The sequence below is a fragment of the Bradyrhizobium sp. AZCC 2262 genome, from assembly GCF_036924535.1.
GTDB lineage: Bacteria > Pseudomonadota > Alphaproteobacteria > Rhizobiales > Xanthobacteraceae > Bradyrhizobium.
On sequence record NZ_JAZHRT010000001.1, the window covers coordinates 5,238,907 to 5,262,325 of the forward strand.

The window sequence follows — 23,419 nt, forward strand, 5'->3', positions numbered from 1 at the left end:
TGCGCCGCGTCCCGGAAGCGGGCTTGCAGATGATTGCAAGGATTTGTACGCAATTGCGGCGAACGGCTCGCCGGTCGACGTCGCTCTAGCCAGCGGCCCTGGTGCCGGGTTGAAGGCGGCTGAGGATTTGTCGCGCGCGATCGTGAACCGGGGAGACGATTTCATCTGACGTCTGGTCAAGAGCCGCGCTGATATGTCCGTATGCCTCCGGCATTCGCTTCTGTGACAGCAACAGCTCGGCAAGATCGATCGCCGACTTCAATTCAAACAGGTTGGCGGACTGTCGTCTTGACCACTCGATCGATGACATCAAGCTTCTTTCTGCGTCAGGATAGTCCTCGGCCGACCTGGACGCCAGGATGAGGCCCTTCACCCTCAACAAAGCGGGCACGAACAACAATTTTCCTCCGCGCTTCTGGACGTCGAGGGCCTTCATCACCAGCGTCAGCGCTTCCTCGTGCTGGCCCAACGCAGCAAGGCCCTCGCCGAGATCGCTGACAAAATCCATATTGAGCATTTCGTGACGTTGAGTCTCAAGTTCTTCCGACGCCCTCTTCAACAACAGAACACCGTCGCGAATATCGCCCTGAAGGAGCAGCCACCGTCCTCGCAAACCAGTCGCGATCGAACGTAGCGGATTTAGGGAGTGAGTTGCAGAGACGTCGGTCAGTTGCACGATGTACTGCTCTGACTTCTGCCAATCTTCAAGTGCCAGATATACGGGGAGAACCAGGATCAGGGATCGGCACAATGTCGCTGAAAGTTCGGATTTTTCTCCCTCTTCTATCGCAAGTCTTGCGTAGTCCAGAGATTGGTCCAGCACCCCCCTGTACAACAGAGAGCGCGCCATTCCGGCAAGCAAGAGGGTGGTGTGATGAAACAAATAGCGTGCAGCGTGCAAGCGCGAGCCGGAAACCGCGTGGCGCAGTCCGGCTTCGAAATGCTTCTGTGCAAGAAGATGATTTCCCGCCAAATGATTAGCGGCGCCCAGCATCGTTTCAGCGTGCGCCATGTCGTCGGGATCTTGAATTGTCAAAGCCACTTTTTGGCTTTGTGCGGCGACATCGAGTGCGCGGTGAATATCTGTTGTCCAACTCGAAAACAAGAACAGTCCACTCAGAAGCCTGAATTCGCGGGCAAGGTCCTGCTGCATGAGCGCAACGTCGAGCGCGCGAGAGTTTTTATGCTTATCTTCCAGCCGGGCTATCCCCTGCTCTGCCCAGCTCTGCCATTCGATTAACAGCGACAGTTCCATGAACAGCTGCGTTGAAGCGACCGCAAGTCTTGTCGCGATCTCTTCGTATCCGCGCGGTCCAAAGCTCCATTCCAGCGCCAAACGAACGTTGCTGAGTTGCCCGGAATAGGCCGCAACTCTTTCAGCCCTTGGCAGGGCCGATAGCATCTCTCTTTGCGATTGGAGCTGTTGGGCGACGTATTCCGCATGCCGCCGGGAGATTGCGTCGAACTCGCCGTGCTCCTCCAGTTTCCCAAGGGCATATGCGCGCGTCGTGTCCAGTAATCGATATTGTGGCTCCCCTTGGTCAAGCTGGACCGCAATCAAGGACTTTTCGACTAGTCCCGCGATTGCGTCACAGATCTCTCCGTGGTCGGAGCCTTGTTCGCCCGCGACGTACCTCGCCCCTTCCAGGCCGAAATGATCGACGAACCTGGCAATTCGTCTGAAGACAATCCTCTCCATATCCGGCAGCAGATCGTAGCTCCAATCCAGGGTTGCCTTGAGCGTCTGGTGCCGGGGGACCGCCGTTCGATGGCCAAACTTCAGCAACTCCAGCCGAAATACCAAACGCGCGACAGTGCTCCTGACGCCGAACGCAGCCACCGGGCCGGCGGCCAATTCGATCGCGAGCGGTATACCATCCAATCTTCGGCACATCTCGGCGACGAATGGTGCCTCGCTGTCGGTGAGAACGAAATTGCTGCCTCTTGCCTTCACGCGCTCGACAAAGAGCTGAACGGCTGGATAGCAAAGCACGACATCCGCTGTTTGCTCAGAACCGGCTGGCGGGAAATCGAGGGGAAAGATGCGGCAGCAATGTTCGCCCTCTACCCTCAGCAATTCACGACTCGTGGTCAGGAGATGGACTTGTTCGACTTCCTGAAAGAGCTGTTCAGCCAACAAAGCGGTCGCCTTGATCACGTGCTCACAATTATCGAGGATGATAAGCAGTCGTCTCGAACGGATAAGATCAACGAGTTCAATGCTCTCATCGTTCGATTTCAGGGCAAGTCCCAAGGAGGTCCCGACGGTCCGAACAACAAGATCCGGATCGGCAAGGTTTCCCAGGTCGACAAAGTAAACTTCTCCGCCGAACTCTTCGGCAATTGCGTGGCCCGCGGCCACAGCGATGGTCGTCTTGCCGATGCCACCGGGGCCAAGCAGAGTCACGAACCGCTTCACTCGCAGGTTGTCCTTGACTTCGCTGAGCACCGATTCGCGGTCAATCATCACAGGCGGTCGCGCCGCGAGCCTACCTTGCAGCCGGGGCCTGTCGTTTCTGCTCTCAGTACTGCCTGCGAGTGGGACGACGGTGCCGACGAACGAGTAGCCCCGGGCCTTGACGTTTGCGATGTATCGGTTGCCAAATTGGCCGTCAGCAAGCGCCTTGCGAACCGCGGCAATGTGGACCCGGAGGCTGCCCTCCTCTACGGTTACGTCCGGCCAGACGTGATCAATGAGCTCCTGCTTCGCAATGACCTCACCCGGGCGGTCGGCAAGATAGATCAAAATATCTAGTGCCCGGCCGCCGAGGGGAAGCACTTCATTGTCGCGCCGGAGCATCCTCTCGCCAATCGAAAGTTCGAAAGGGCCGAACCTCAGCTTCCTATGAACTACGGTGTCATACATATGTCAGCCAAGAATGAAGGGCTTCGCGACCCCGTATAAGTACCGTCAGCCGGCAAATGCCGCAATTGTGCGCGCGTAAGGTTGGCCACAACGAAGCTCGTAGCCGTTCCCACACCTTTGGAAAGGAGGAACTAAACCTTGGTATAGCTCAATCACCTTCAACGCGGAGGGTTAAGGCGGCACTCGCACCGCTGCGACCACAACGAAGGGCAAGGGCAGCATGCGCCGGCACGACCGTCCTGCCTTGCGCGTCCAGCCGCTGGAGCCAATTGCACAAAGATCCGTCGCAAAATGACGGACTGATCTTATGTCCACGCCCTCTGCGATGCCGATGTCAATTGAGTTGCATCGCCGGCGGTCAGTGGAGGCGATCTAACGCGGACCCAGCGAACATTGATGCAATGTAGGCTAACTAAAGACGCGCCTCTATTTACTTTTGCGCAAATCGAGGGCGCTCTGAATACAATTCAGGAGATCGCTCTCATTAAACGGTTTGGGCAGATAGCAGATGACCCCGGCTTCAAGTGCGCGGGCACGAATATCATCGCTCGGATAGGCCGTTATCAGGACGGTGGGGATCTCTTTACCCAATCGAGACAGCTTGCTGTGGAGATCAAGGCCATTCATCTTGGGCATGTCGAAGTCGACAATCAGGCAGCCGGTGCGGATGAGTTCGGGTGACCGCAAAAACTCCTCCCCCGACAAAAATGCCCGGGCGAGCAACCCCATCGAACGCATCAAAACTTCGATTGCGTTTCCGACCGCTTCGTCGTCATCGACTATGGCAACTATTGGTCGGCTATTTGGCACCTGGCAAGACCGGTAATCGTGAGACAGCTCTTAACGGAGCGACGGATGCCGTCCGCGAGGCTCTTTCCTATCCAACCTAGGCGCAGCCGCGACGTGCTTCGATTATACAATTGTATAGGAACTCAACGGTTGGCTTCGGAGGGTCGGAAGTTGTGTAGCCGAGGGAGCTGTGTCACAGGCATGGACCTCACATCACCCAACCCTGTCAGCTCACAAAAAACCCCTCCAGCTTTGACTGCGCTGGAGGGGCAAGGGAGGCCCTAGGGAGTGGTCGGCCTCGGGGGAGGAGAACTTCACCATAGCGGCACGCATTGGCGCTCACTATTGATCTATCGGAAGGATCGAGTACCAAATAGGAGTGTGCGCACTATACAAGGGTCGCACCGCCAGCTTGGTCGGTTCGACTTTGGCGGGCAACCAGCTGCCTGTCGCAGAACGTGGCCGACTTCAACCGGCCCGTTGGCCGATGGGCGTGATCCGTCGGAACCGAATTGGGCTGGTCATCCCCTCTATCGGTTACGCGATAATCTCGCTATGCTCCCTGCCAGACGGGCAAGGCCAACGCGCATGTCAACGAGGAACATGTGGTAGAGCAACCGCCAACAGTGATAGTCATCGACGATGACCCCGGAGTGCGAGACTCCCTGGGCAAGCTGCTTCGATCGGCGGGGTTTCTAGTCAGCCTATTCGGTTCGGTGAGCGAATTTCTCGAAGCGGATCGGCCGGAAGGACCCGCTTGCCTTGTGCTTGACGTGCGGCTTCCCGGTCAGAGCGGACTCGAACTGCAGCGCGAACTGGCAGGTGCCAAAAGACAACCGCCGATCATCTTCATTACCGGACATGGTGACATTCCAATGTCGGTGCAGGCGATGAAGGGTGGTGCAATCGAATTCCTGACAAAGCCGTTCCGGGAGCAGGATTTGCTTGATGCGATTCAGCTCGGTCATGCTCGCGATCGAGCGCGGCTTGAGCAGGAACGAACTATCGCAGAATTAAAAGTTCGTTTCGAAACTTTGACGCCGCGGGAGCGCGAGGTCATGGCGTTCGTGGTGAGCGGGCGGCTAAACAAGCAGATCGCAGCCGACCTCGGCGTAAGCGAGATCACGGTAAAAGTTCATCGTGGCCAGGTAATGCGCAAAATGCGGGCATCGTCCTTGCCTGACCTGGCGCGCATGGCCGACCAATTGCAACTGCCGCTGACAAAGCCGCGCAGCCCAGGTCGCGTTGCCTAGCGCGGACGCTCAGCCTGCATCTCCCGAATGGTCCGATTGCGCGTATCACCCTAGAGGGTCAGGGTGCCTGCCAGACTCGACGTCTGCCACGTCTTCAATGAAGCGGCGCTCCACTCACGATGCGGGCGGCCGGATGAGCCGGCGCAATGAAGCCAAAGATGGCGCCACGTGGCACGTTCGGGCTCGCCCACAATCGTCCGTCATGCGCTTCGATAATCGACCGGCAGATCGACAGCCCAAGCCCTAATCCGTCCGATTTCGTGGTGTAGAACGCCTCGAACACCCGGTCGAGATCCGCCGGTGCGAAGCCCGGACCTGAATCTTGCACCTCGACTGACACGCCATCCGGTTCGCGACGCGTGCTGATGAGCACTTCCCGCTCCTCTTCGCCGACGTCGCGCATCGCTTCGATGGCATTGATGATCAAGTTAATTAGCACCTGTTGCAGCTGGACTCGATCTCCCTGGACATGCGGCAAGCCCTCCGCCAACTGCGTCCGCACCGAGACGTTATTGTCTGCGGCCTCGGTACGGGTGAGAGCAACAATCTCGAGGATAGCATCGTTGATCTCTACGGCGTCTTTTCGTGCGGGGGCCTTCTTGATGAGCGCGCGGATTCGCCCGACGACCTCGCCTGCGCGATTCCCCTCCTTGACAATACGAGAGAGCGCGTCATCCACCTCATGAAAGTTCGGCGGCGCTGCGCTTAGGAAACGCCGAGCGGCTAACGCGTATGTGACTGCCGCTGTAATCGGCTGGTTCACTTCATGGGTGATTGAGGCCGTCAATTGGCCCATCGTCGCGACGCGGTTCGCGTGCGCGAGCTCTAGTTGCGCCTGCGCCAATCGCGCCAGCGCTCGTATGCGATCCTCAATGTCCGTCAATAGAACGTACCAGCGCACGATGCTCCCGGTGTCATCGCGAACCGCGCCGCCGCGGGTTTCAAACCACCGATATTCGCCGTCGAACCGGCGCAGACGTTGTTCGAAGTGGTAGGGAATCTCGGAGACTATCGCTCTCTTAAAATTCTCAAGCATATCAGGAAGGTCTTCAGGATGCACCATATCGGTTGTTACCCAGTCTTTCTGCTCTTCCACCGGTCGGCCAAAATACTCGACGCATTGGCGATTGACGGTTTCGACTTCACCGTTCGGGGTCATGATCGCAACGAGACCGGCGATCCCGTCAAGTGCTGAACGTGCACTTCGCTCGCTTGCCCGCAATGCTTCCTCGGCGTACTTGCGTTCTGTTATGTCTGTCGCAGTGCCTATCAATTCGATGAGCTCTCCGTTCCCATCGAGGAACGTGTGCCATGTTGAACTAACGTGCTTCACTGTGCCGTCGGGCAGCACAATCCTAAACTCGTCGAAGCTGCCAACTTTTTCGTTGACCACCCTCGCTTGTCTTTCGTCTACCCTGTTGCGATCCTCGGGATGAACTCGTTGCCGAAAGTTCCTGCGGGTCGGTAGATCCACCTCTGGATCCAAGCCGTAAATTCGGAACATTTCCTCGGAGCAGAAGAGCACTTTCTGGCTGCGGGCGTCCCATGCCCAGGTGCCAGTGTGGGTCAGCTTCTGCGTTTCGGCTAAATAAGCTTCACTTCGCACCAGAGCTTGTTCGGCCCGCTTGCGCTCCGTCAGATCGAGCACGAACGCGACGCCCTGGTTACCGCCCTCTTCAAATGTTGCCCCACCTATCAGTATGGGCACACGGCTACCGTCTTTTCTCGTGAATTCTTTTTCGAACGGCTCGAACCGACCGCTGCTTTTTTGCTGTTCGATCCTTGCGTTATTCCTGTCGCGCCAGTCGGGCGGCGTCAGGTCCGCCCACCTTATACAGCCCGAAAACAGTTCTTCGCGATTATAGCTCACCATGCGAAGGAATTCGTCGTTGGCCTCAAGAATGCGACCGTCGAAATCCCAGACGAAAATCCCGATGATGTTGGAATCGACCAGGCGTCTGATCTTCGCTTCGCTTTCCCGCAACGCTTCTTCGGCGCACTTGCGCTCTGTCAAATCGAGCACGAATGCGACGCCTTCGTTGCCACCCTCTTCGAACAGCGCGCCTCCAATCAGCACGGGGACGCGGCTGCCATCCTTTCGGAAAAACTCCTTCTCGTACGGCCGAGCAATCGTATTTGAGTTAAGTTCCGCCAGGGCGCGCTTGTCGCGCTCGCGCCATTCCGGTGGGGTCAGGTCCGTCCAGCGTATGCGGCCTGAAACCAGATCGTCCCGCTCCTGTCCCACTAGATGAAGAAACGCGTCATTGGCCTCAAGAACCCGACCTTCCAGGCCCGTAATGAAGATTCCGATGATGTTGGAGTCGACCAGGCGCCGGATCTTCGCTTCGCGGTCCCGCAGTGCCTCCTCGGCGCGCCTGCGTTCTGTTACGTCTGTCGCAGTGCCGATGAACGCGATGAGCTCTCCGTTCCCGTCGAGAACGGGGTGCCCCGATGAAATGACGTGCTTAACTGTTCCGTCAGGCAGCAGAACCCTGTACTCGTCGAAGCTGTCAACTTTTTCGTTGACCACCCTCGCAAATCTCTCGTCTACCCTGTTGCGATCCTCCGGATGGACTCGTTGCCGAAAGTTCTTGCGGGTCGGTAAATCCTCCTGCGGATCCAATCCGTAAATTCGAAACATTTCCTCAGAGCAGTAGAGCACCTTCTGGCTACGGGCGTCCCATGCCCAACTGCCGGTGTGGGTCAGCTTCTGCGTTTCGGTTAAATAGCGTTCGCTCCGCCGTAAGTCGGCGGTTCGTTCCACCACTTTGACCTCGAGCTCGTCACGGGCCTGACGAAGCTCTTGCTCTGCATGGCGTCGCACGGCGCTGACCCAGCCGACACCCAAGGCGCAGAATATGCAAAAGGTTAAATAGACGAGATCGGCAGAGCTTATTGGGCTGAAGGAAAAAGAGGGACGTAGGAAGAAGTAATTGAGGCTAATGACTGAGAGGGCAATTGCGAGCACACCTGGCCCGGTTCCAGCGTACCAAACGGTCACAGCGACTGCGAACAGGAACGGCGTCAAAATAGCTTCGAAATACCGCAGTACGAGGAAAGCCAAGCCATTTGCGATTGCTACGGACAGAATTGCAATGCCGTACCGGAGAATCGTCGGCATGGGTGTTAGCGATGAAGGGTCCCGATGCGCCATGGCTTGCCTCATTTGTGAGCCAGCCGACCAACGAGGAGCAATGCGCGAAAGTTGGTGACGGCATGAGGGGATAAGGCGGCGTATCGTGGGGTGTTCGAAGCCTCCTCTTCTCCACTGAAGGAGTGATACGCCCAGACCGACACTAACGTTTTCCAACTCTCCCAACCAAGAACTTTTTGCGGACCCGCTGAACCGAGGCCTTGCGCAACGGCTGCGCCAGCGCTTCTGGGCAGGCCTTCGAGGCCGAAGTGCAAGGAAGAATGCACCGACGAAGTATGCCCGCTGGCGGCCCGACCCCGTCGTGAATGACCCGTCTCGGACGTGTCCCTCGTGGCAACACTCGCCGCTTCCGGGATTAGGCCGGCATAAGTCGGCGCGTGACCGTCTCAGCACCCATCACGATGCTCGAGCCGTGTGAGCAGGCAATGTGAATTGAAAGATGGCGCCGCAGGGCGCGTTCGCCCTCGCCCACAGTCGCCCACCGTGCGCTTCGATGATGGAACGGCAGATGGCCAAACCTATGCCCATGCCTTGCACCTTGGTAGTGTAGAAGGCCTCGAATAGGCGGTCCACACTCTTCAGATCCAGTCCCGGACCCGAATCTCCTACCGCCACCAACGCGCCGTTTGACTCCGCTTTCCCGGTACAGATCAGCAATTCGCGTGCTCCTCCGCGCATGCCGCTCATTGCCTCGACGGCGTTGATAATCAAATTGAGGATTACTTGCTGCAGTTGCACCCAATCTGCTTGGACAACCGGCGATGGCTCTGCGAACCGCGTCTGCACTGATACGCCGTTTTTCGTCGCCTCGCCACGCGTCAACTCAATCACGTCGCGGATCGCTGCATTGATCTCCGCGCGCTCCCTCTTCGGCGGCGCCTCCTTGAGGAGGCCGCGGATCCGGTAGATCACGTCGCTTGCTCGATAGGCCTCCCTCACGATGCAATCGAGCGCTTCCCGTACCTCGTCCAGGTCCGGCGGTCGACGATCCAGAAAGTGCCGAGCGGCCTGAGCGTTGGTGACTATCGCTGCAATGCGCTGCGTCACTTCAGGGGCGATCGAGGCCGTGAGCCGTCCTATCGTTGCGATCCGATCGACGTGCGCGAGATCGACCTGCGCCTCGCGCAAGACTTCGGTGGCCAGCGTCATGGCGTGCGTTCGGATTAGTGCGGCATCAAAGTCTTTTTTAGTATCGTCTTGCGCGGCGCCCAGATGTCGAATGTAGATCATGGTGCTCTCCCTTTGCATCTTCGGCGGAGCACGAGACCGCGCGAAGGCCTGTCCGGCGGCATAAACATCCCTCCGAATGATCAATCTCCTCTTGGAGGGGTTTGATCCGGTCCGGAGGCCCTTGCTTTTTTCATGTGGAATTTTGGCCTGTTGCGCGCCTTCAAGAGACGGGTCGGGCTCAATGTCCAAATCTGGCTACTTCGGGATCGGCAATTTGCGCGCATTTTGCTAAATAGGCGGAAACAGCTCCGTCAAGCCGGTGGAGTATCATAATACCGCATCGACAACGCCTTTTTGGTGTCCGCGGTGCCTCGAGGCGCTGCGGCGCCGTTCGCCGCAACAGCGCGTTTCGCCACGGTCGGAAACTGGACAGCGCCGTCGCAAGGAGCGCGTCCATAGTAAACCAGGTGCAGTGATGGGACTCTCGGAGCGGTCTGCAAGCTCGCTCGACACTATCGCGGGGCACGCTGAACACGTTTATTCGGTTGCCGAGGGGGCCACGCCTCCGCTGGGGATACAAACGGTATCAAGCTCCTGGCAAAGATCGGCAAAACAACACGGCCTCGATCCACTCGACAGCAAGGCGCCGCGCATCGTCACGTCTGCTGAGTTGAAACATTTTCGCGAACCGCTCGATAAGCTCATCTCCAGCGCCCAAGAAGAGCTGGATGAATTATACAACGTGGTTCGTGAGGCGGGATATGCCGTCTTGCTCTGTGATAGCTCGGGCGTCGCGGTCGCGCATCGTGGTGAAGATGCGCTGGCAAGCCAGTTCCAATATTGGGGAACTTGGCTCGGCGGGGTGTGGTCCGAGGACGTGGAGGGCACAAACGGTATCGGCACCGTCATCGCCGAAGAGCGGCCTGTCACCGTTCACAGAAGCCAGCATTTTAGGTCGCGACACATCAACTTGAGCTGCTCTGGTGCGCCGGTGTTCGCGGCGGACGGCCGACTGATAGCAGTCCTGGACGTCTCCGCCATAGATCCTGAACTCTCCGAACGAGCGCACGCGTTGACTGGTGCGCTCACCATACGATCGGCGCGCGCAATAGAAGAGCGATTTTTTCGTGAGCAGTTCCGTCGAGAGTGGATCGTCGCAGTAGCGCCGCCGGAGGGAGGCGCTCCGGGCATGCTGCTGGCGATTGACGGCAACCAACGCATCATCGGCGCAAACCGGGCCGCGCGCACGTCCCTCCTGCTCGATGATCGCGGGCTCCAGGCCGGTACCAGCTTGTGGTCGATTTTCGAGCGAGACATCGACCTCTTCCGACGCCAGAACCGGACCGATATCTCTACGCGATTGCTGATCGCCGGCAGCGATGACAGTCGGCCAGTGCTTGTGACTCCACCCGATCACCCAATGACTGCCTCGAGCAGTCCAACGAACTACAACCTGCACACGCGCCCTCGCCTGGGCTCGATCGATATTTCGAGGCTGCCGCCAGCCCTACAAGCACAGGGCGGATTGTCGCCCGGCGCGATGCGTCGGGTGCGGGAATACGTGGAAGTGCATTTGGGCGAAAGTATCGATCTGTCGATGCTGGCTGGAGTCGCCGGACTATCAATGCATCATTTTGCGCGACAATTTAAACAATCGGCCGGGGTGACGCCGCATGCCTACCTCACGCAAAAACGAGTCGAACGTGCCCAGGAGATGTTGGTCCAAACGGGTCTCCCGTTAGCGGAAATTGCGTTCGCCGTGGGCTTCTTCGACCAAGGTCATCTAGCGCGTCATTTCCGTCATAAGCTAGGTACTACTCCTCGAGAGTTTCGGTGGTCGCAACGCTAGAAACAAACGGGCTTTTGATACATACACTCGCTCATGCCGTCAAATAAACCGAACGCAGCAGCCAATTGCCGGCATGATTGGATCGGCCATGACGCCGGCGATCGGCTGCTGGTCCGTCCGGCAAATACTCCCCTAGCCCGATCAAGGGTCAATTGAAACCTTTACCGGCACGAACCTCCCGGCGCCCGCGCTGACAACGCTACCATGCGAGTATGATCCCTTTAAAACCTGCTTTGCCAACCCCAGATCGAACGTGTCGAAACCTTCCCGGAACTTGCCGTAGGTCGTTTGCAGCGTCTTCCACGCCGCCTCCTTTCGCCCGACTGACGTTTCAGCGATCACACTGCTGGTGGCGGCCCTGAGCGCCCATGACAGGCTCGCCTGCTCGGTCGACAACGCGAGGGCGCGCTCAAAATACTCCCTGCAGACCGCCAGCCCTTCGTTATTGCCCAACGCCAGTTCGCCCCTGATGCGGAGCAATTCCGGAGCGTACCATTGGCGTTCGTCAAGATTGATCTTCGCAGTCTCGAAGATGTAGAGCGCCTGCCGCGGCTGGCCGGCGGCCGCCGTGGATCTCGCGAGTTCCGCCTGCATGAAAGAATTGAAAACCCCGTAGCGCGCCGCCGACAGCTTCTCCAAACCGGAATAGAGCGTCACGGCCGCTTCTTCAGCGAACCCGCGCCTTGCCTTGCAGAGGGCCTGCATGGTGAGGCCGAACCCAAGATAGCTTTCAACGGCATATTTTCCGGCATGTTCAACAAGTTCGTTGGCAAGCGCTTCGGTCTCATCATCATCCGGGCTTGTCAGATACATGTTGAAGCTCGCCCAGGTCAGCGCGACACACAGGGGCACGGCGTGATCGAGTTGGCGTGCTTCGGCGATCGACATTCGATTGAGCCGCCGCGCATGATCGGGAGAGCCGCGCAGCCAGACCAGGTTGGCCAGAACACCCAGGGCATCGGCTTTGCGGTCGTAGCCAAATCGCTTGATAAGGGCTTGTCGCGAGGCTTCGTCGTCGCGGTGCAGCGATAGTTCGAGACAGCCTTCGGCCTCCAGCAGGCGCCCTGAATGGTGGTAAGTGACGCCGCGCATGTAGTTGGCCATCGCGATGGCACCGCGATCGCCACTCCGCTCTGCGACGTCACCGCAGCGGTCGGCCAGTTCGACCGCCTCAGGATAATTTGGGATGCGAATTTGGTGGGCCCAGAGAACAAGCAGGGAGACCAGCTGATATTCGGTATCCTTGAGGCCCTCGGCAAGAAGGCGCGCCTTGGCCCAGGTCGCGTAGGACTTCTCAGTCATGCCACCCGTGAACATCATGCAACTGGCAAGCGCCGACTGAATGATCATCTCTTGTCGTGTGCCTGAATTCACGTCGTCGATTCGACTTATCGCCTTTCTCATCCACTCCCGGCATTCGGTGAGCAGCGCCATACCCATCCAGGTGCCTGCCGACGCCGCGGCGAGTTCGATGCCGAGTTTCGCATCACCCCCGGCGGAGAACGCCCAGTTCAGGGCGGCTCTAAGATTGTCGACCTCGATTCCGAGCGCCTTGGGCCAGCTCGACACATCTATCGCGGCGCCCTGTTTGAACAAGTCGCTGAAGTAAAGGGCGTGACGGCCGTGAAAGACATTCTGCTCATCGCTTTCGGCCAGTCGCTGCAAGGTAAAAGCGCGTGTGGTATCGAGCAACCGCAGCCGCGATTCCTGTCCATAGGCGGTAATCAATGATTTCGACCGAAGCCCCCAAACACAGTCCGACACTCTCGCTTCGTCAACCTTGTCATCCGCGACAACTGCGATCGCCGCCTTAAACGTAAATCCGCCGGAGAAAACGCCCAGCCTGCTCAATACGAGCCTCTCCCGCTCATCGAGCAGGCCATAGCTCCATTCGAGCGCGGCATTTAGGGTCTGATGCCGGGCTGCCGCAGTCCGACGCCCTGCCCATGACAGATTCAGGTGGTCGTCAAGCAGGCTTGCAGTCTTGGCAAGACCATAAACGTCGACCCTGCAGGCCGCGAGTTCGATCGCCAGGGCGATACCATCCAGACGCCGGCAGATGCCGGCTGCAATCGGCGCATCAGTGTCGACCAGGTCGAATTGACCTCGCACGGCCCGCACGCGCTCGACCAACAGCTGAATGGCTGGATATTCAAGCGCCCGCGATGCCGATATCGCCTGATCGTCCGGAGGACATGCAAGCGCGGAGAGCTCGTGGACATTTTCACCTTCGACACGAAGCGCTTCCCGACTGGTCGTGAGAATGTGCAATGTTGGCACACGGCAAAACAGCGGTTCCGCGAGAGCGGAAGCTTCCTCGATCAGATGTTCGCAACTGTCGAGGACGAGCAGCGTCGGAGCTTCCAGCAAGTGATCGATCAGGGCCGGCACAACATCATTGGTTTGTACCGCCAGTCCGAATGAGCTCGCCACGGCGGGCGCAACGAGGGAGGCGTCGAGAGGGCTCAGGTCCACGAAGCGGACCCGCTCGTTGAAGATCGAACGCATCTCATGGGCGACTGCAACCGCAACCGTGGTCTTGCCGATACCGCCGGGGCCAACGATCGTAACGAACTTCTCCGCGGCCAGCTTCGCCTGAATCGTGGCGATAGCGTGCGTTCGACCAACCACGCGCGTCAAACGGGCGGGTAGCCGTGACCTCGAAGAGAAGTCGATTTCGGATGTCCCTTCGGAGGGTGACGTTATCGGAACAATGAAGCTGTAACCGCGACCGGATTCGTTCGTGACATATCGCCTGGTGGGATCGTTTTGAGCCAGCGCCTTGCGCAGCGCCGAGATGTGCACGCGGAGGCTAACGTCATCAGCGCCCCGCTTTGGCCAAACGCGCTCAATCAAGGTTCTTCTGCTGACGACCTTGTTCGCTTGCTCCACCAGGACGATAAGGATGTCCATCGCCCGCGCTCCGAGAGGCACGACCTTTGTGCCATTGGTCGGGAGCCTGTTGCCGATCGACAACTCAAACGGACCGAAGCTCAGAACTTTCCCGTTTTGACCGCTCATGGGATGTTCCTTATCCGCGCTGGTTCAATCACCTTACTGCTGTGTCTCGTGCTCACGCCGCCAGTTCGCTGGACTTTGCCCAAAGGCTTGCCTGAATAGTCTGCACAGATGTGCCTGATCCGAAAATCCAACGCTCAGCGCGATTTCGCTCAACGAAGCTGAACCGGTTATCATCAGATGGCAAGCCTTCTCCAGCCGCCTCTTGACCACGTAAGCGTGTGGCGGTTCTCCGAAGCTTAGCTTGAACGACCGCGAGAAGTGCGCCGGGGTTCGCCGCGCTTCGGCGCTGAGGTCCTGCGTGTGAATGGTCCGGTGCAAGTTCTTGTCGATAAAAGTTCGCACCCGCGCGACCTGCCAGCCCCCCTGTCCTGGATCGCTTCGCGCCAGAACAGCGTTCAATCTCCGACCGCAAGATAGTGGCGGCCTTGGCCAGCGAGGCCTTCGCCGCCTCGCGGTCGTGCTCGAACTCGCGCCTAACCACTTCGAGAAGCTGCGCCAGGCTGCCCGCCAAATGGCCGAACTGAAGACCGGCTGGCGGGTAATTCGGTGCAGTGCTTTGAGACGCGTCCATGTCAATCCCTCGAAGAGCAGCCCGGCGCAGGAGAGCATGGTGCAAACGGTCCCAGTTGGCTTGTTAAGTAGCGTTCTGAAGTATTAATTGCAGCGCAACAATGAGATAACATCGAAATATCAATTACGTACGACGGTAGTCGCAAAGTCGAGAGGCTATTTTGGACGTCTTGCCGGCTGGCACTCAGATCCAGAACGCTATAAGGCCGACCAGGATGCCGACGTAGAGGGCGGCCCCCGCAAGGGGCGGATTGACGAACATCGACCTCAATCCGAGGCGGCCAATAACAAACCGGATTGCGATCAGGATGACCAAAGCGAGGAATAGGTACCTCACAAAGGGGTCAATCAGGACGCCTTGCAGATCAATGTCCCTTGGCGCACGCATCGGCTTCACCCAAGTCGGCTTATGAGCCGGTCGAAGATTCCCTGGTCGCGCTTCGGTGCTGGAGCTAGGTTCCCGCCTACAACCGAAACGCTGCAGGTCATTCCGGCGATGAACGGCACATCTTGCGGGACCTGGTCGATCCTGATCCGCACCGGAATGCGCTGCGCGAGACGAACCCAAGTGAATATCGGATCGACGTTCGGCAGGCCCTGGGTACTGCTTGCGGCGTTCGCGGCACTGATACCGCCCGTGATGCTCTCGATCCTGCCCTTGATCGGCATCTCATAGCCAAGCAACGTCGCCTCGACGTCGTCTCCGACATGGACGTTGGTGAGTTTCGTTTCCTCAAAGTAAGCGTCAATCCAATAGGAATGCTCGTCGATCACCGAGACATTGGGAGTGCCAGCCCGCGCAAAGTCGCCGACCCGCATCAAGAGGTTCGTGACGTAGCCGTCGACAGGCGAACGAACCTCCGTCCTCTGGAGATTGATCTCGGCTTGCGCAAGCGCGGCTTTGGCGCTCGCAACTGCGGCCTCCGCCATCTTCGCGTTACCGTCGAACACCTGCTTCTCCTCAATCGAGGTGGAAAGCGTCGTAAGAATCGCCCGCCGGGCGTTCTGTGCCTTCTTGACTTCGAGATCGGCCTGACGGCTCAGGATGGTCGCTTTCGCGTTGTCCAGCGCCACCTCGAAATCAAATTTTTCGATGACGTAGAGTATGTCCCCCTTGCGGACATGCTGGTTGTCGTAAGTTCGCACCTCAACAATCTGGCCGGAAATCTGCGGCGCCACATTTGCGACCTGCACACGGACCATGCCGTCGCGCGTCCATGGCGACGTCACATAAACGAGCCAGCCATAGCGCGCAGCAATAAGCGCTGCCACGACAAGCACGCCGGTCGCAAGATATCGGAGCAGCTTGACCACTGATCGCTTTTTTTTCGCCAGCGCTACGCTCATCGCCCCTTTTCCTTGTTAATGAAACCCTGATCGGTGAAATGCCGGATCCTGCGCCTCTCGCGCTCCAGCACCAGGCCCGCGGAGGATAGATCGGTTACCGCGGCTAACTGTGCTTCATGCAGCCCGGCCTTGACTTCCTGCATGCGTCGAAGAATTGATCTGGCGCCGGCGTAAAGCCGCCGGCTATTCCCTGACTGAAGAGCTCGTTGCAACGGGCCAAGCCTGGAGCAATTGGCCGGATCGTCTGAGATCTCCTCCAGGTGAGCGTAGGCCGCAGCCGACGCGAGCGACAGGTCGTTGGCCGCGAGAAGGCCCTTAAGCACCTCCGGATGCGACCCATGTTTATCAGTGGCCGCGGCAACGTAGTCGGAGATCCTGGAGGCCAGCGCGATGCTCAGCGCTGGCCGGCTATATTTCCTGCCGGTCACCGATGCCGCCAATGTTTCCTCCGTCGCCCTGACGACGGCCCATTGTTTGTCGAGCCCCAATACCGGCCACACCAGGCGGGACGCCAGAAATAGGACACCGATAGCAAACGCCACGAACATGCATTGCGAAAAGAAGGTCAGCGCGTTGAACGTTTGAGGGTTAGACGGCGCCAACAAGAAAAGGAAAATGACGTTCATCATCAGCCCGATGCCGGCGATTTTCGGATTAACGCTGAACAAGCAGCCAAAAATCATCATCGGCGCGATCGCAATCGCAAGCCGGATAAAGTCCTGTGAGTCGGTTAGGAGATAGAAGTGGACAATATCGGCACTCAACGCGGCCAGCGCGAAGCTTGCCATGGCGACGGCCGCAACCTTCGAAGGATCTGGCATTGTGGTGCTCAAAGCACACACGATCGCGGTGATCGTCAAAGCCAAAGCGGACGCCGGCCATCCTGCAAGAACGAGAAAAAGGGCGCCCGCCGAAAGCGCAATCCCGATACGAATCGCATTTTGCAGCGCAAAGAAGAACTCCTTGCGGTGTGGCAATCGCACATCCCGAGCCGGCTCGCTTCCTTCGCGCAGTGATAATAGCCCGTCCTCGAGCTGAGACATGGATTCCACGCAGCGAAAGGCCTGCTGAATCTGCCCTATGGCTGCAACGGTCGCGTCAGGACGCGACAATTCATCATCGCGCAGCCTGGCGAGGAACGCCAGCGCCTCCGAGCGGTTGCCATCGAGCGCAGCAAGACATTGGTCCCTGATGGTTACGGCCAGGGGATCGCCGCGCTTAAGCAAGTTCAACAATCGAACCTGTTGGACAATCTCTACCAGTGCCAGCATCGCGCTCCGCGCGCCACCGGCCCGATGCCGCCCATCTGCCATGTCGTGAGCGACGATATCCACCTCATCCCTCAAGCCGACAATCGCTGCGAAGAGCATCCCTGCTCTTTCCACATCGTCCCTGGCTCCACCCAACACGCCGCGCGCGTAGTCGCGCACGTCGTGCCAGGTTTGGGTTATCCGACGCTCCAGCCCAGGCCACACCGGCGGCGAACCGAAGAGATCGTTAATGAGAGTCACGCAAAGGATACCTATCGTGATCGCGGCCACGCGATCGGTCATTGTTGCGAACACCTTTTGCGGCGCATCGATATTGACGACCGTGATTATTCCGACGGTGTAGCCGGACAACACGGCGGCATAGGCCCGAAAACCGCGGAAGTAGCTCGCGATGAAGACGCAAACACACATCCAGAGAATGAATGCCCCGAGCAGGCCGACACGCTCGCCGGGGAAGAGACCAGCGATCACGATGGACATCGTGGCGCCGATAAACGTCGCAGCGATCCTGTTGACGGCTTTCGCCAGCGCAGCCCCGCGAGTCGGCTGCGCCAGGATAGCGACAGTCACTGCAGCCGATGATGCTCCTCCAAGCTGCAGCCAGAACGCCACATACAGCGCGGCTACCGCTGCCAGCCAGATGCGCAGCGCGTGTCCCCATATGTGAAGCGGTATCACCATCTGCGATCTTTCGTGAACGAACCGTCGACCAGGTATTCGGACGGCGTTCGCACTAGTTCCTCGTTTCTGGAACACTCCCTCCCTCGCAGAGGGCCTCCGTGGGACGGGGGGTCCGCGGAGGCCCTCTCGGCGAAGCGAGGGACTGCACGCTTCGCCGCAGCGGCGGGAGTGTCGTTCAGGGCTATTTGCGAGTGTGGTCCTCCAGGATCTTCAGATCCGTGACCGAGTAGGCGAGCGAATAGCGGAAGCCGGACGCAATGCGGCTTGGCGCGAGGGCGTGCAGTTCTTCGCCTTGCGCGTCCGGAATATTCAATTCGCCTTCCCCGATCCATGCGTCGGCGACGGTTATATTTTCGGTGATCGACATCGCCAGCTCGTTGACCGCCGGCTTGTCCTGATATCCGGCGGCAAGCCTCGGGAAATATCGCAACAGGACCGTCGGGCGGCTGAGGAGCGACAATCCGTTCTCGACAGGCTTCCGCAGGGTGACGCAAGCCTCCGCCAGACGCTGGCCGTGCGCGGAAAGGCTCGCGCCGAACCGGCCACCCGGCACAATCGGTGCAGCGGCAGGGCTTGCCGCCGCAAATGTGCGCGTTTGAAAAATGCTACCCATCTTCTTGGGAAAGCCTTGCGTCCATCCTCGCGCCAGCGCGGCATCGTTGTCGACATAGATGTAGGGGCACCACATCACGGGTGTGTCGCGATACATTGCGTCGAGCAGCACCAACGCCTCGCGATATTGGTAGCGGGCCGGATCGAGAAGTTCGTCGTCCTGTGCGGTGAACTGCCAATCCAGAAACTTCATGACGGCATGGCCGTTCGACTTCGGATCGGGAGAAAGACCGCTCGGCAATGTCGCGGCCGTTGCCTCGGGATCGGTCCAGAACTCAACTCCTACAACGTCGCTGGAGTAGTGCCAGGGTGGTGGTGGAGTTAGCGCCGCCTGACCGAACGGCGACTTGGGAACGGTAAAGCCCTTCAGCATCGTCGACTCCTGCGCACTTTCATCGTCAAGTCTATCGAACCCGGCCGCAATTGATTTCATCGGCTTGCGTCGGCTTGTCTGTTCTTGCGGTTAGAGGAGGAACTTCCGCGCATTTCCGGTTTTGGCTGGCGAGCGATCGCTAGACGGTCAAGTCGGCCAGAATCGTGCAATCGGAGATCGAGCAGGAAAACGAGAACCGGAAGCCACGACCGACCTTGATCGGCCCCAACATGTCGAGCTCTTCGCCGTGAGTTTCGGGAAAAATCAGCTCTCCTTCACCGACCCATAAGTTCGCGATCAGGAGATTGTTCATTGTGCACCGAACGAGTTCATCCACGACCGCCTTGTGGTGCACGCCTGCGCAGAGCTGCGGAAAGTATCGACGCGCCACAACCGGCCGGTCGAGCAGGCCGACAAGATGATCTGCCCTTTCACGCAGTATCACGCGAGCTTCCGCCAACAGCTGCCCATGGGCAGATACGCAACCGGCAAATCTGCTCTTGTTGGCGAGCGGTGCCGAAGCCGCGCTGGTAGCGGCAAAAGTGCGCGTCTGGTGCACGGCGCCGAGCTTTTTCGGGTAACCCTCGACCCAGCCTCTCATGATCGCCGCGTCGTTGTCGGCGTAGGCGTACGGGCACCAGGCTATTCGTGACCCCTGCCACGTTGCATCGAGGAACACGAAGAATTCGCGGCACTGATAGCGCGCGGGATCAAGATGCTCGTCGCTGTTCGCTGTGAACTGGCAATCGGCGAAGAGCGCAACAGAGCGCCCCCGGCACCGAGAATCCAGCTTGACGCCTCTGGGAAGAATGTCAGCCGACAGATCCGGGTCGTTCCAGAACTCCACGGCCAGAACGTTACCGGCGTAGTGCCATGGAGGCGGCGGCGTTAACGCCGCTGTCCCCAAAGGTGACCGCGGGACTGTAAAGCCCTTGAGCATCTGAAGACCCTTCCCCGACAGCGTTGTGGCGACGCCGCCCGCATTGCCCCGGAAAAGCATAGGCGCAGCAGGTTCCTGTCGCTTGTAAGCGCATGCGGCAACTGGAAGATTCTTGCCCACGCGACTTCGCTGCTTGCGGGAATGCAACCCAATTGCCGCACGAACGTGCAAATCGGAGCTTGCAACGACAAGGGGTCGCCCTGCGCCGCCAGCTAGACTGGATACGCCGCCGAGGCGGACTTCAGAGACACCACCGCTCGAAAGGAGCCGATGTCAGAACGACCATCTCGAATGATAAGCAGGCCAACCGGTCTCCACGTCGTCCTGATGCTCGCTGGGGTGGCGGTCATTTTTGCGATCGATACGTTCGCCCCGCTCGATATCGCGATCGCGGCGCTGTACGCCGTCGTGTTGATTGCATCAGCAGATTTTCTAGGGCGGCGCGGTATCCTGCTTGTTTGCGCCGTCTGCGTCCTGCAGACCCTTCTGAGCTATGCAATCGTTCACTTCGACTCGCTTCAAAGCGGGCCGGTGCTGCGCGCCTTGATCGGCCTTTGCGCGATAGGCATTGCGACCCTTGCCGCGCTCAGGAACCGGAAAGCGGCAGAAAGCCTGAGCGACCAGGCGGCGCTTCTCGATCTGACCCACGATGCGATCTTCGTGCGCGACAGAAACGATGTCATCACCTTTTGGAATGCCGGGGCTGAGGAACTCTACGGCTGGCCACGAAAAGAGGCGCTGGGACAGAAAGCCAACGCTCTGCTGAAGACCAAGTATCTACCGTCGGCCGGCACCACGGAGCAACTCGGCGACTCAAGCCGTTGGCAGGGAGAGCTCATTCACACGCGACGCGACAGCCGTGAAGTATGCGTCGTAAGCCGTTGGGCGGTGCAACGCGACGAACGCGGGCGTCCAATCGCCACGATGGAGACCAACAGCGACATCACAGAGCAGAAGCAAACGGAGGACGCACTGCATCACACGCGCAGCCAGCTCGAGCACGTCACGCGCATCAGTACGCTGGGCGAGCTGACCGCGTCGATTGCTCACGAGGTCAACCAGCCGCTCGCGGCAATTGTGACCAACGGCGAAGCCGGCTTGCGATGGCTGCTGCGAGACGAACCCAACCTTAAGGAAGTGCGTTTGGCGGTGGAGCGGATGATCAGTAACGGTCGGCGTGCGAGCGAAGTCATCAGCCGTCTTCGTGCCTTGGCGCGGAAGAGTAATCCGTCCCACACGGTGCTCACCTTGAACGATATCGTTGCTGACGTTATTCCGCTCGTCGAGCGCGAGATGCTTAGCAACAATGTAGCGCTCAGGCTTGATCTTCAGGCACCCGCGCCGCTCGTGCTCGGCGACCGTGTGCAGCTTGCGCAGGTCGTCATCAATCTCGTTGTCAATGCTATACAAGCGATGTCGCAAATCGGCGATCGGAGACGGCTATTGTCGATCACTTCCAAGAGGTTATCGGAGGATTCAAACTCGCAACTGGCCGTCCTCGAGGTCGAGGACACGGGGACTGGAATAGATCCGAAGATAGCCAACAATCTCTTTACCGCCTTCCATACGACAAAGGCTGACGGAATGGGTGTGGGACTTTCGATCAGCCGTACCATCGTGGACAGCCATGGCGGATCGATCTCGGTGACGTCGGGCGACAGTTGCGGGGCCTTGTTCAAAGTCCGTCTTCCTGTCCTGCAGCAAGTCGAGGCGATAGCGGCCACCGACCGCCCTTGCTAGGGACTCGACCAGCGATAATCGCGCGGCGACATTCCAACATGCTGACGAAAGCGTCGGGAAAAATGGCTCTGATCTGCAAAACCCGCAGCAAGTGCGATTTCCGACAAAGGCATGTCGCCACCCGAAAGCAGATGCTTGGTCCTCTCCACGCGCTGCCGTATCAGGTAGTCGTGAGGGGTGGTACCCATGGAGTGCTTGAAGGCCCGCACGAAGTAGCAGACCGACAGGTTTGCCAGTCCCGCCAGCAACTCAACGCTGATCCGCTGGTCGATATTGCCTTCGATGTATTCGCGAATCCGCCGCAGCACCCTTGGAGGCAATCCGCCTCGGGCAAAGCCTGCTGGCACCATCGAGCCGGGCGGCATCAGGTACTGCACCGGCAAATCCGCTTCACTTTCCAACTCATCCATATTCCTCAACATCGTTGCTCCTGGATTGTCTTGTCGTGCCTACCTGGCAGTGACCGGCGCAATGCGAAGCGCCCTGCCTTGAGACTAAGGATGGCTGCAGCCTCACGCGGCGCCAATTGTGCATGCGTGTCATCACCTGACACCTTGGTGTGAGCAGGGTCAGGATTCGACGCCGGCGGCAGACTGCTGCAGGAAAGCGGCCTGCCCTCGTCGACCATACCTTCGTGTGATGACATTGGCGGCTTTTGCCGTGCTATGGAGACCTACTCTCACTACTCGCTGGAATGCTGCATGCCCCACGCGCCCGACGACTCTCCCGTTGTGCACATCGTCGACGACGATGCGGATCTTGGTGATGGGCTCAGCAGCGTGCTGCGCTCGGTGGGACTGAACGCGAAAACACACCGTTCAACCCAGGACTTTCTCAGGGCCGACGACCTGGATGCTCCGGGATGCATCGTTCTCGATATCCGCCTGCCCGGGACCAATGGCCTGGACTTTCAGGAGGAACTCGTCGGGCTCGGGGTACGCTTGCCGGTGATCCTGATGACGGGACACGGGGACATTCCGATGTCGGTGCGTGCCATGAAGGCCGGCGCGGTCGACTTCCTGTCAAAGCCGTTCCGCGACCAGGACATGATTGACGCTGTGACCGCCGCGATCAACCGCGACCGGCTGCAACGCGCCAGTGAGCAGCAAGCGGTCGCCATCGTCGATCGGTACGCTACGCTGTCCCCACGCGAGCGCGAGGTGATGGCGCTGGTGACCGCGGGCAAGATGAACAAGCAGATTGCGGGTGAACTGGGCTTGAGTGAGGTAACGGTCAAAATTCATCGCGGCGCAGCGGTGCGAAAGATGGAAGCTCGTTCGCTGGCGGATCTGGTCCGCATGGCGGATACATTGAAGAACCGGACACGTTGAGAGGTTCATCCATGTGCATTCGTCACTTCCATGGAAAATTTCAGTGGCCAGGTCGCAAGAAGGTCAGCGAATGACGGCCGAGCAGCTGATTTCGATCGTCGATGACGACGCTTCCATGCGCGAGGCGCTGGTTGAGCTCGTTCGTTCGCTAGGTTACGAAGTGCGCGACTTTGCGTCGGCCGAGGATTTTCTCGCATCGAACGACCTTGGACAATTTACCTGCGCCATCACCGACATCCAGATGCCCGGGATGGACGGCTTCGAGCTGAAACACGAGCTCAGCACTCGGCATTCTTCACTGCCGGTGATCATGATCACCGCTCGCGCCGAACCCGGCACCGAGGAGAAAGCGATGTCCAGCGGGGCGACCTGCCTTCTCCGCAAGCCGTTTGAGGCGGAAACATTGGCGAATTGCCTCCAGCGAATTCTCAGGGGCGTTTGAAGTCCTCGCT

At 58.9% G+C, this 23,419-nt stretch carries 17 protein-coding genes; 5 read left to right on the forward strand and 12 right to left on the reverse strand.

All coding sequences use genetic code 11. From position 1 onward, the window contains the following. Window positions 1-85: 85 nt before the first annotated feature. Both V1283_RS24730 and V1283_RS24735 read right to left on the reverse strand, forming a co-directional pair. Window positions 86-2,800, reverse strand: a complete 2,715-nt coding sequence (locus V1283_RS24730; protein WP_334389111.1) for an ATP-binding protein — start codon at window positions 2,798-2,800, stop codon at window positions 86-88. Window positions 2,801-3,292: 492 nt separating this feature from the next. Next, on the reverse strand, window positions 3,293-3,676 hold the full coding sequence (locus tag V1283_RS24735; RefSeq protein ID WP_334389112.1) for a response regulator transcription factor: 384 nt from the start codon (window positions 3,674-3,676) through the stop codon (window positions 3,293-3,295). A 584-nt stretch (window positions 3,677-4,260) separates the two neighbouring features. Here V1283_RS24735 and V1283_RS24740 point away from each other — a divergent pair. Continuing rightward, on the forward strand, window positions 4,261-4,908 hold the full coding sequence (locus V1283_RS24740; protein WP_334389114.1) for a response regulator transcription factor: 648 nt from the start codon (window positions 4,261-4,263) through the stop codon (window positions 4,906-4,908). Window positions 4,909-5,002: 94 nt separating this feature from the next. Here the strand turns inward: V1283_RS24740 and V1283_RS24745 are convergent, their stop codons facing one another. Next, window positions 5,003-8,029, reverse strand: coding sequence for a PAS domain S-box protein (locus tag V1283_RS24745; RefSeq protein ID WP_334389115.1), 3,027 nt, complete (start codon window positions 8,027-8,029; stop codon window positions 5,003-5,005). Between the two features lie 429 nt (window positions 8,030-8,458). Beyond that, a complete protein-coding gene (locus V1283_RS24750; RefSeq protein ID WP_334389116.1) occupies window positions 8,459-9,292 on the reverse strand; it encodes a sensor histidine kinase in 834 nt (277 codons plus the stop codon). A gap of 415 nt (window positions 9,293-9,707) precedes the next feature. Here V1283_RS24750 and V1283_RS24755 point away from each other — a divergent pair, with 415 nt between their 5' ends. Further along, entirely contained in the window at window positions 9,708-11,081 is a 1,374-nt protein-coding gene (locus tag V1283_RS24755) for a helix-turn-helix domain-containing protein (protein ID WP_334389117.1), read from the forward strand. Window positions 11,082-11,222: 141 nt separating this feature from the next. On the opposite strand, the gene V1283_RS24760 is transcribed toward V1283_RS24755, so the two are convergent. The 7 genes from V1283_RS24760 to V1283_RS24785 all read right to left on the reverse strand — a co-directional run bounded on the left by V1283_RS24760 (window position 11,223) and on the right by V1283_RS24785 (window position 19,896). After that, entirely contained in the window at window positions 11,223-14,057 is a 2,835-nt protein-coding gene (locus V1283_RS24760; protein ID WP_334389118.1) for an ATP-binding protein, read from the reverse strand. A gap of 78 nt (window positions 14,058-14,135) precedes the next feature. Continuing rightward, on the reverse strand, window positions 14,136-14,711 hold the full coding sequence (locus V1283_RS44780; protein ID WP_442895779.1) for a helix-turn-helix domain-containing protein: 576 nt from the start codon (window positions 14,709-14,711) through the stop codon (window positions 14,136-14,138). 145 nt (window positions 14,712-14,856) lie between these two features. Next, the gene (locus V1283_RS24765) at window positions 14,857-15,060 is read right to left on the reverse strand and encodes a DUF1656 domain-containing protein (protein ID WP_334389119.1); all 204 of its coding nucleotides are present in this window, start codon (window positions 15,058-15,060) and stop codon (window positions 14,857-14,859) included. A gap of 5 nt (window positions 15,061-15,065) precedes the next feature. Continuing rightward, window positions 15,066-16,019 carry an HlyD family secretion protein gene (locus V1283_RS24770; protein WP_334389120.1) on the reverse strand — a complete coding sequence of 318 codons (954 nt, stop codon included), beginning with the start codon at window positions 16,017-16,019 and terminating at the stop codon, window positions 15,066-15,068. Then, on the reverse strand, window positions 16,016-17,971 hold the full coding sequence (locus V1283_RS24775; RefSeq protein WP_334389121.1) for an FUSC family protein: 1,956 nt from the start codon (window positions 17,969-17,971) through the stop codon (window positions 16,016-16,018). The genes V1283_RS24770 and V1283_RS24775 overlap by 4 nt, the downstream gene beginning before the upstream one ends. Window positions 17,972-18,152: 181 nt before the next feature. Continuing rightward, window positions 18,153-18,956: an acetoacetate decarboxylase family protein gene (locus V1283_RS24780; protein WP_334389123.1), complete on the reverse strand. Its 804-nt coding sequence runs from the start codon at window positions 18,954-18,956 to the stop codon at window positions 18,153-18,155. A gap of 139 nt (window positions 18,957-19,095) precedes the next feature. Next, window positions 19,096-19,896 carry an acetoacetate decarboxylase family protein gene (locus V1283_RS24785; RefSeq protein WP_334389124.1) on the reverse strand — a complete coding sequence of 267 codons (801 nt, stop codon included), beginning with the start codon at window positions 19,894-19,896 and terminating at the stop codon, window positions 19,096-19,098. Between the two features lie 270 nt (window positions 19,897-20,166). Between V1283_RS24785 and V1283_RS24790 the strand changes: the two genes are divergently transcribed. Further along, a complete protein-coding gene (locus tag V1283_RS24790) occupies window positions 20,167-21,636 on the forward strand; it encodes an ATP-binding protein (protein ID WP_334389125.1) in 1,470 nt (489 codons plus the stop codon). On the opposite strand, the gene V1283_RS24795 is transcribed toward V1283_RS24790, so the two are convergent. Further along, window positions 21,633-22,058, reverse strand: coding sequence for an AraC family transcriptional regulator (locus tag V1283_RS24795; protein ID WP_334389126.1), 426 nt, complete (start codon window positions 22,056-22,058; stop codon window positions 21,633-21,635). The two genes, V1283_RS24790 and V1283_RS24795, sit on opposite strands and share 4 nt — an antisense overlap. A gap of 279 nt (window positions 22,059-22,337) precedes the next feature. Between V1283_RS24795 and V1283_RS24800 the strand changes: the two genes are divergently transcribed. Together V1283_RS24800 and V1283_RS24805 are read left to right on the forward strand one after the other, a co-directional pair. Then, window positions 22,338-22,967, forward strand: a complete 630-nt coding sequence (locus tag V1283_RS24800) for a response regulator transcription factor (protein ID WP_334389127.1) — start codon at window positions 22,338-22,340, stop codon at window positions 22,965-22,967. Window positions 22,968-23,037: 70 nt separating this feature from the next. Then, on the forward strand, window positions 23,038-23,409 hold the full coding sequence (locus tag V1283_RS24805) for a response regulator transcription factor (RefSeq protein ID WP_334389128.1): 372 nt from the start codon (window positions 23,038-23,040) through the stop codon (window positions 23,407-23,409). Window positions 23,410-23,419 lie beyond the last annotated feature (10 nt).

Bases quoted from the DNA above. Each gene is read 5' to 3' on its own strand.
- V1283_RS24730 (WP_334389111.1), bottom strand. From the start codon at position 2,800: ATGCTCCGGCGCGACAATGAAGTGCTTCCCCTCGGCGGCCGGGCACTA.
- V1283_RS24745 (WP_334389115.1), bottom strand. From the start codon at position 8,029: ATGCCGACGATTCTCCGGTACGGCATTGCAATTCTGTCCGTAGCAATC.
- V1283_RS24750 (WP_334389116.1), bottom strand. From the start codon at position 9,292: ATGATCTACATTCGACATCTGGGCGCCGCGCAAGACGATACTAAAAAA.
- V1283_RS24755 (WP_334389117.1), top strand. From the start codon at position 9,708: ATGGGACTCTCGGAGCGGTCTGCAAGCTCGCTCGACACTATCGCGGGG.
- V1283_RS44780 (WP_442895779.1), bottom strand. From the start codon at position 14,711: ATGCTCTCCTGCGCCGGGCTGCTCTTCGAGGGATTGACATGGACGCGT.
- V1283_RS24765 (WP_334389119.1), bottom strand. From the start codon at position 15,060: ATGCGTGCGCCAAGGGACATTGATCTGCAAGGCGTCCTGATTGACCCC.
- V1283_RS24770 (WP_334389120.1), bottom strand. From the start codon at position 16,019: ATGAGCGTAGCGCTGGCGAAAAAAAAGCGATCAGTGGTCAAGCTGCTC.
- V1283_RS24775 (WP_334389121.1), bottom strand. From the start codon at position 17,971: ATGGTGATACCGCTTCACATATGGGGACACGCGCTGCGCATCTGGCTG.
- V1283_RS24780 (WP_334389123.1), bottom strand. From the start codon at position 18,956: ATGCTGAAGGGCTTTACCGTTCCCAAGTCGCCGTTCGGTCAGGCGGCG.
- V1283_RS24785 (WP_334389124.1), bottom strand. From the start codon at position 19,896: ATGCTCAAGGGCTTTACAGTCCCGCGGTCACCTTTGGGGACAGCGGCG.
- V1283_RS24790 (WP_334389125.1), top strand. From the start codon at position 20,167: ATGTCAGAACGACCATCTCGAATGATAAGCAGGCCAACCGGTCTCCAC.
- V1283_RS24795 (WP_334389126.1), bottom strand. From the start codon at position 22,058: ATGTTGAGGAATATGGATGAGTTGGAAAGTGAAGCGGATTTGCCGGTG.
- V1283_RS24800 (WP_334389127.1), top strand. From the start codon at position 22,338: ATGCCCCACGCGCCCGACGACTCTCCCGTTGTGCACATCGTCGACGAC.
- V1283_RS24805 (WP_334389128.1), top strand. From the start codon at position 23,038: ATGACGGCCGAGCAGCTGATTTCGATCGTCGATGACGACGCTTCCATG.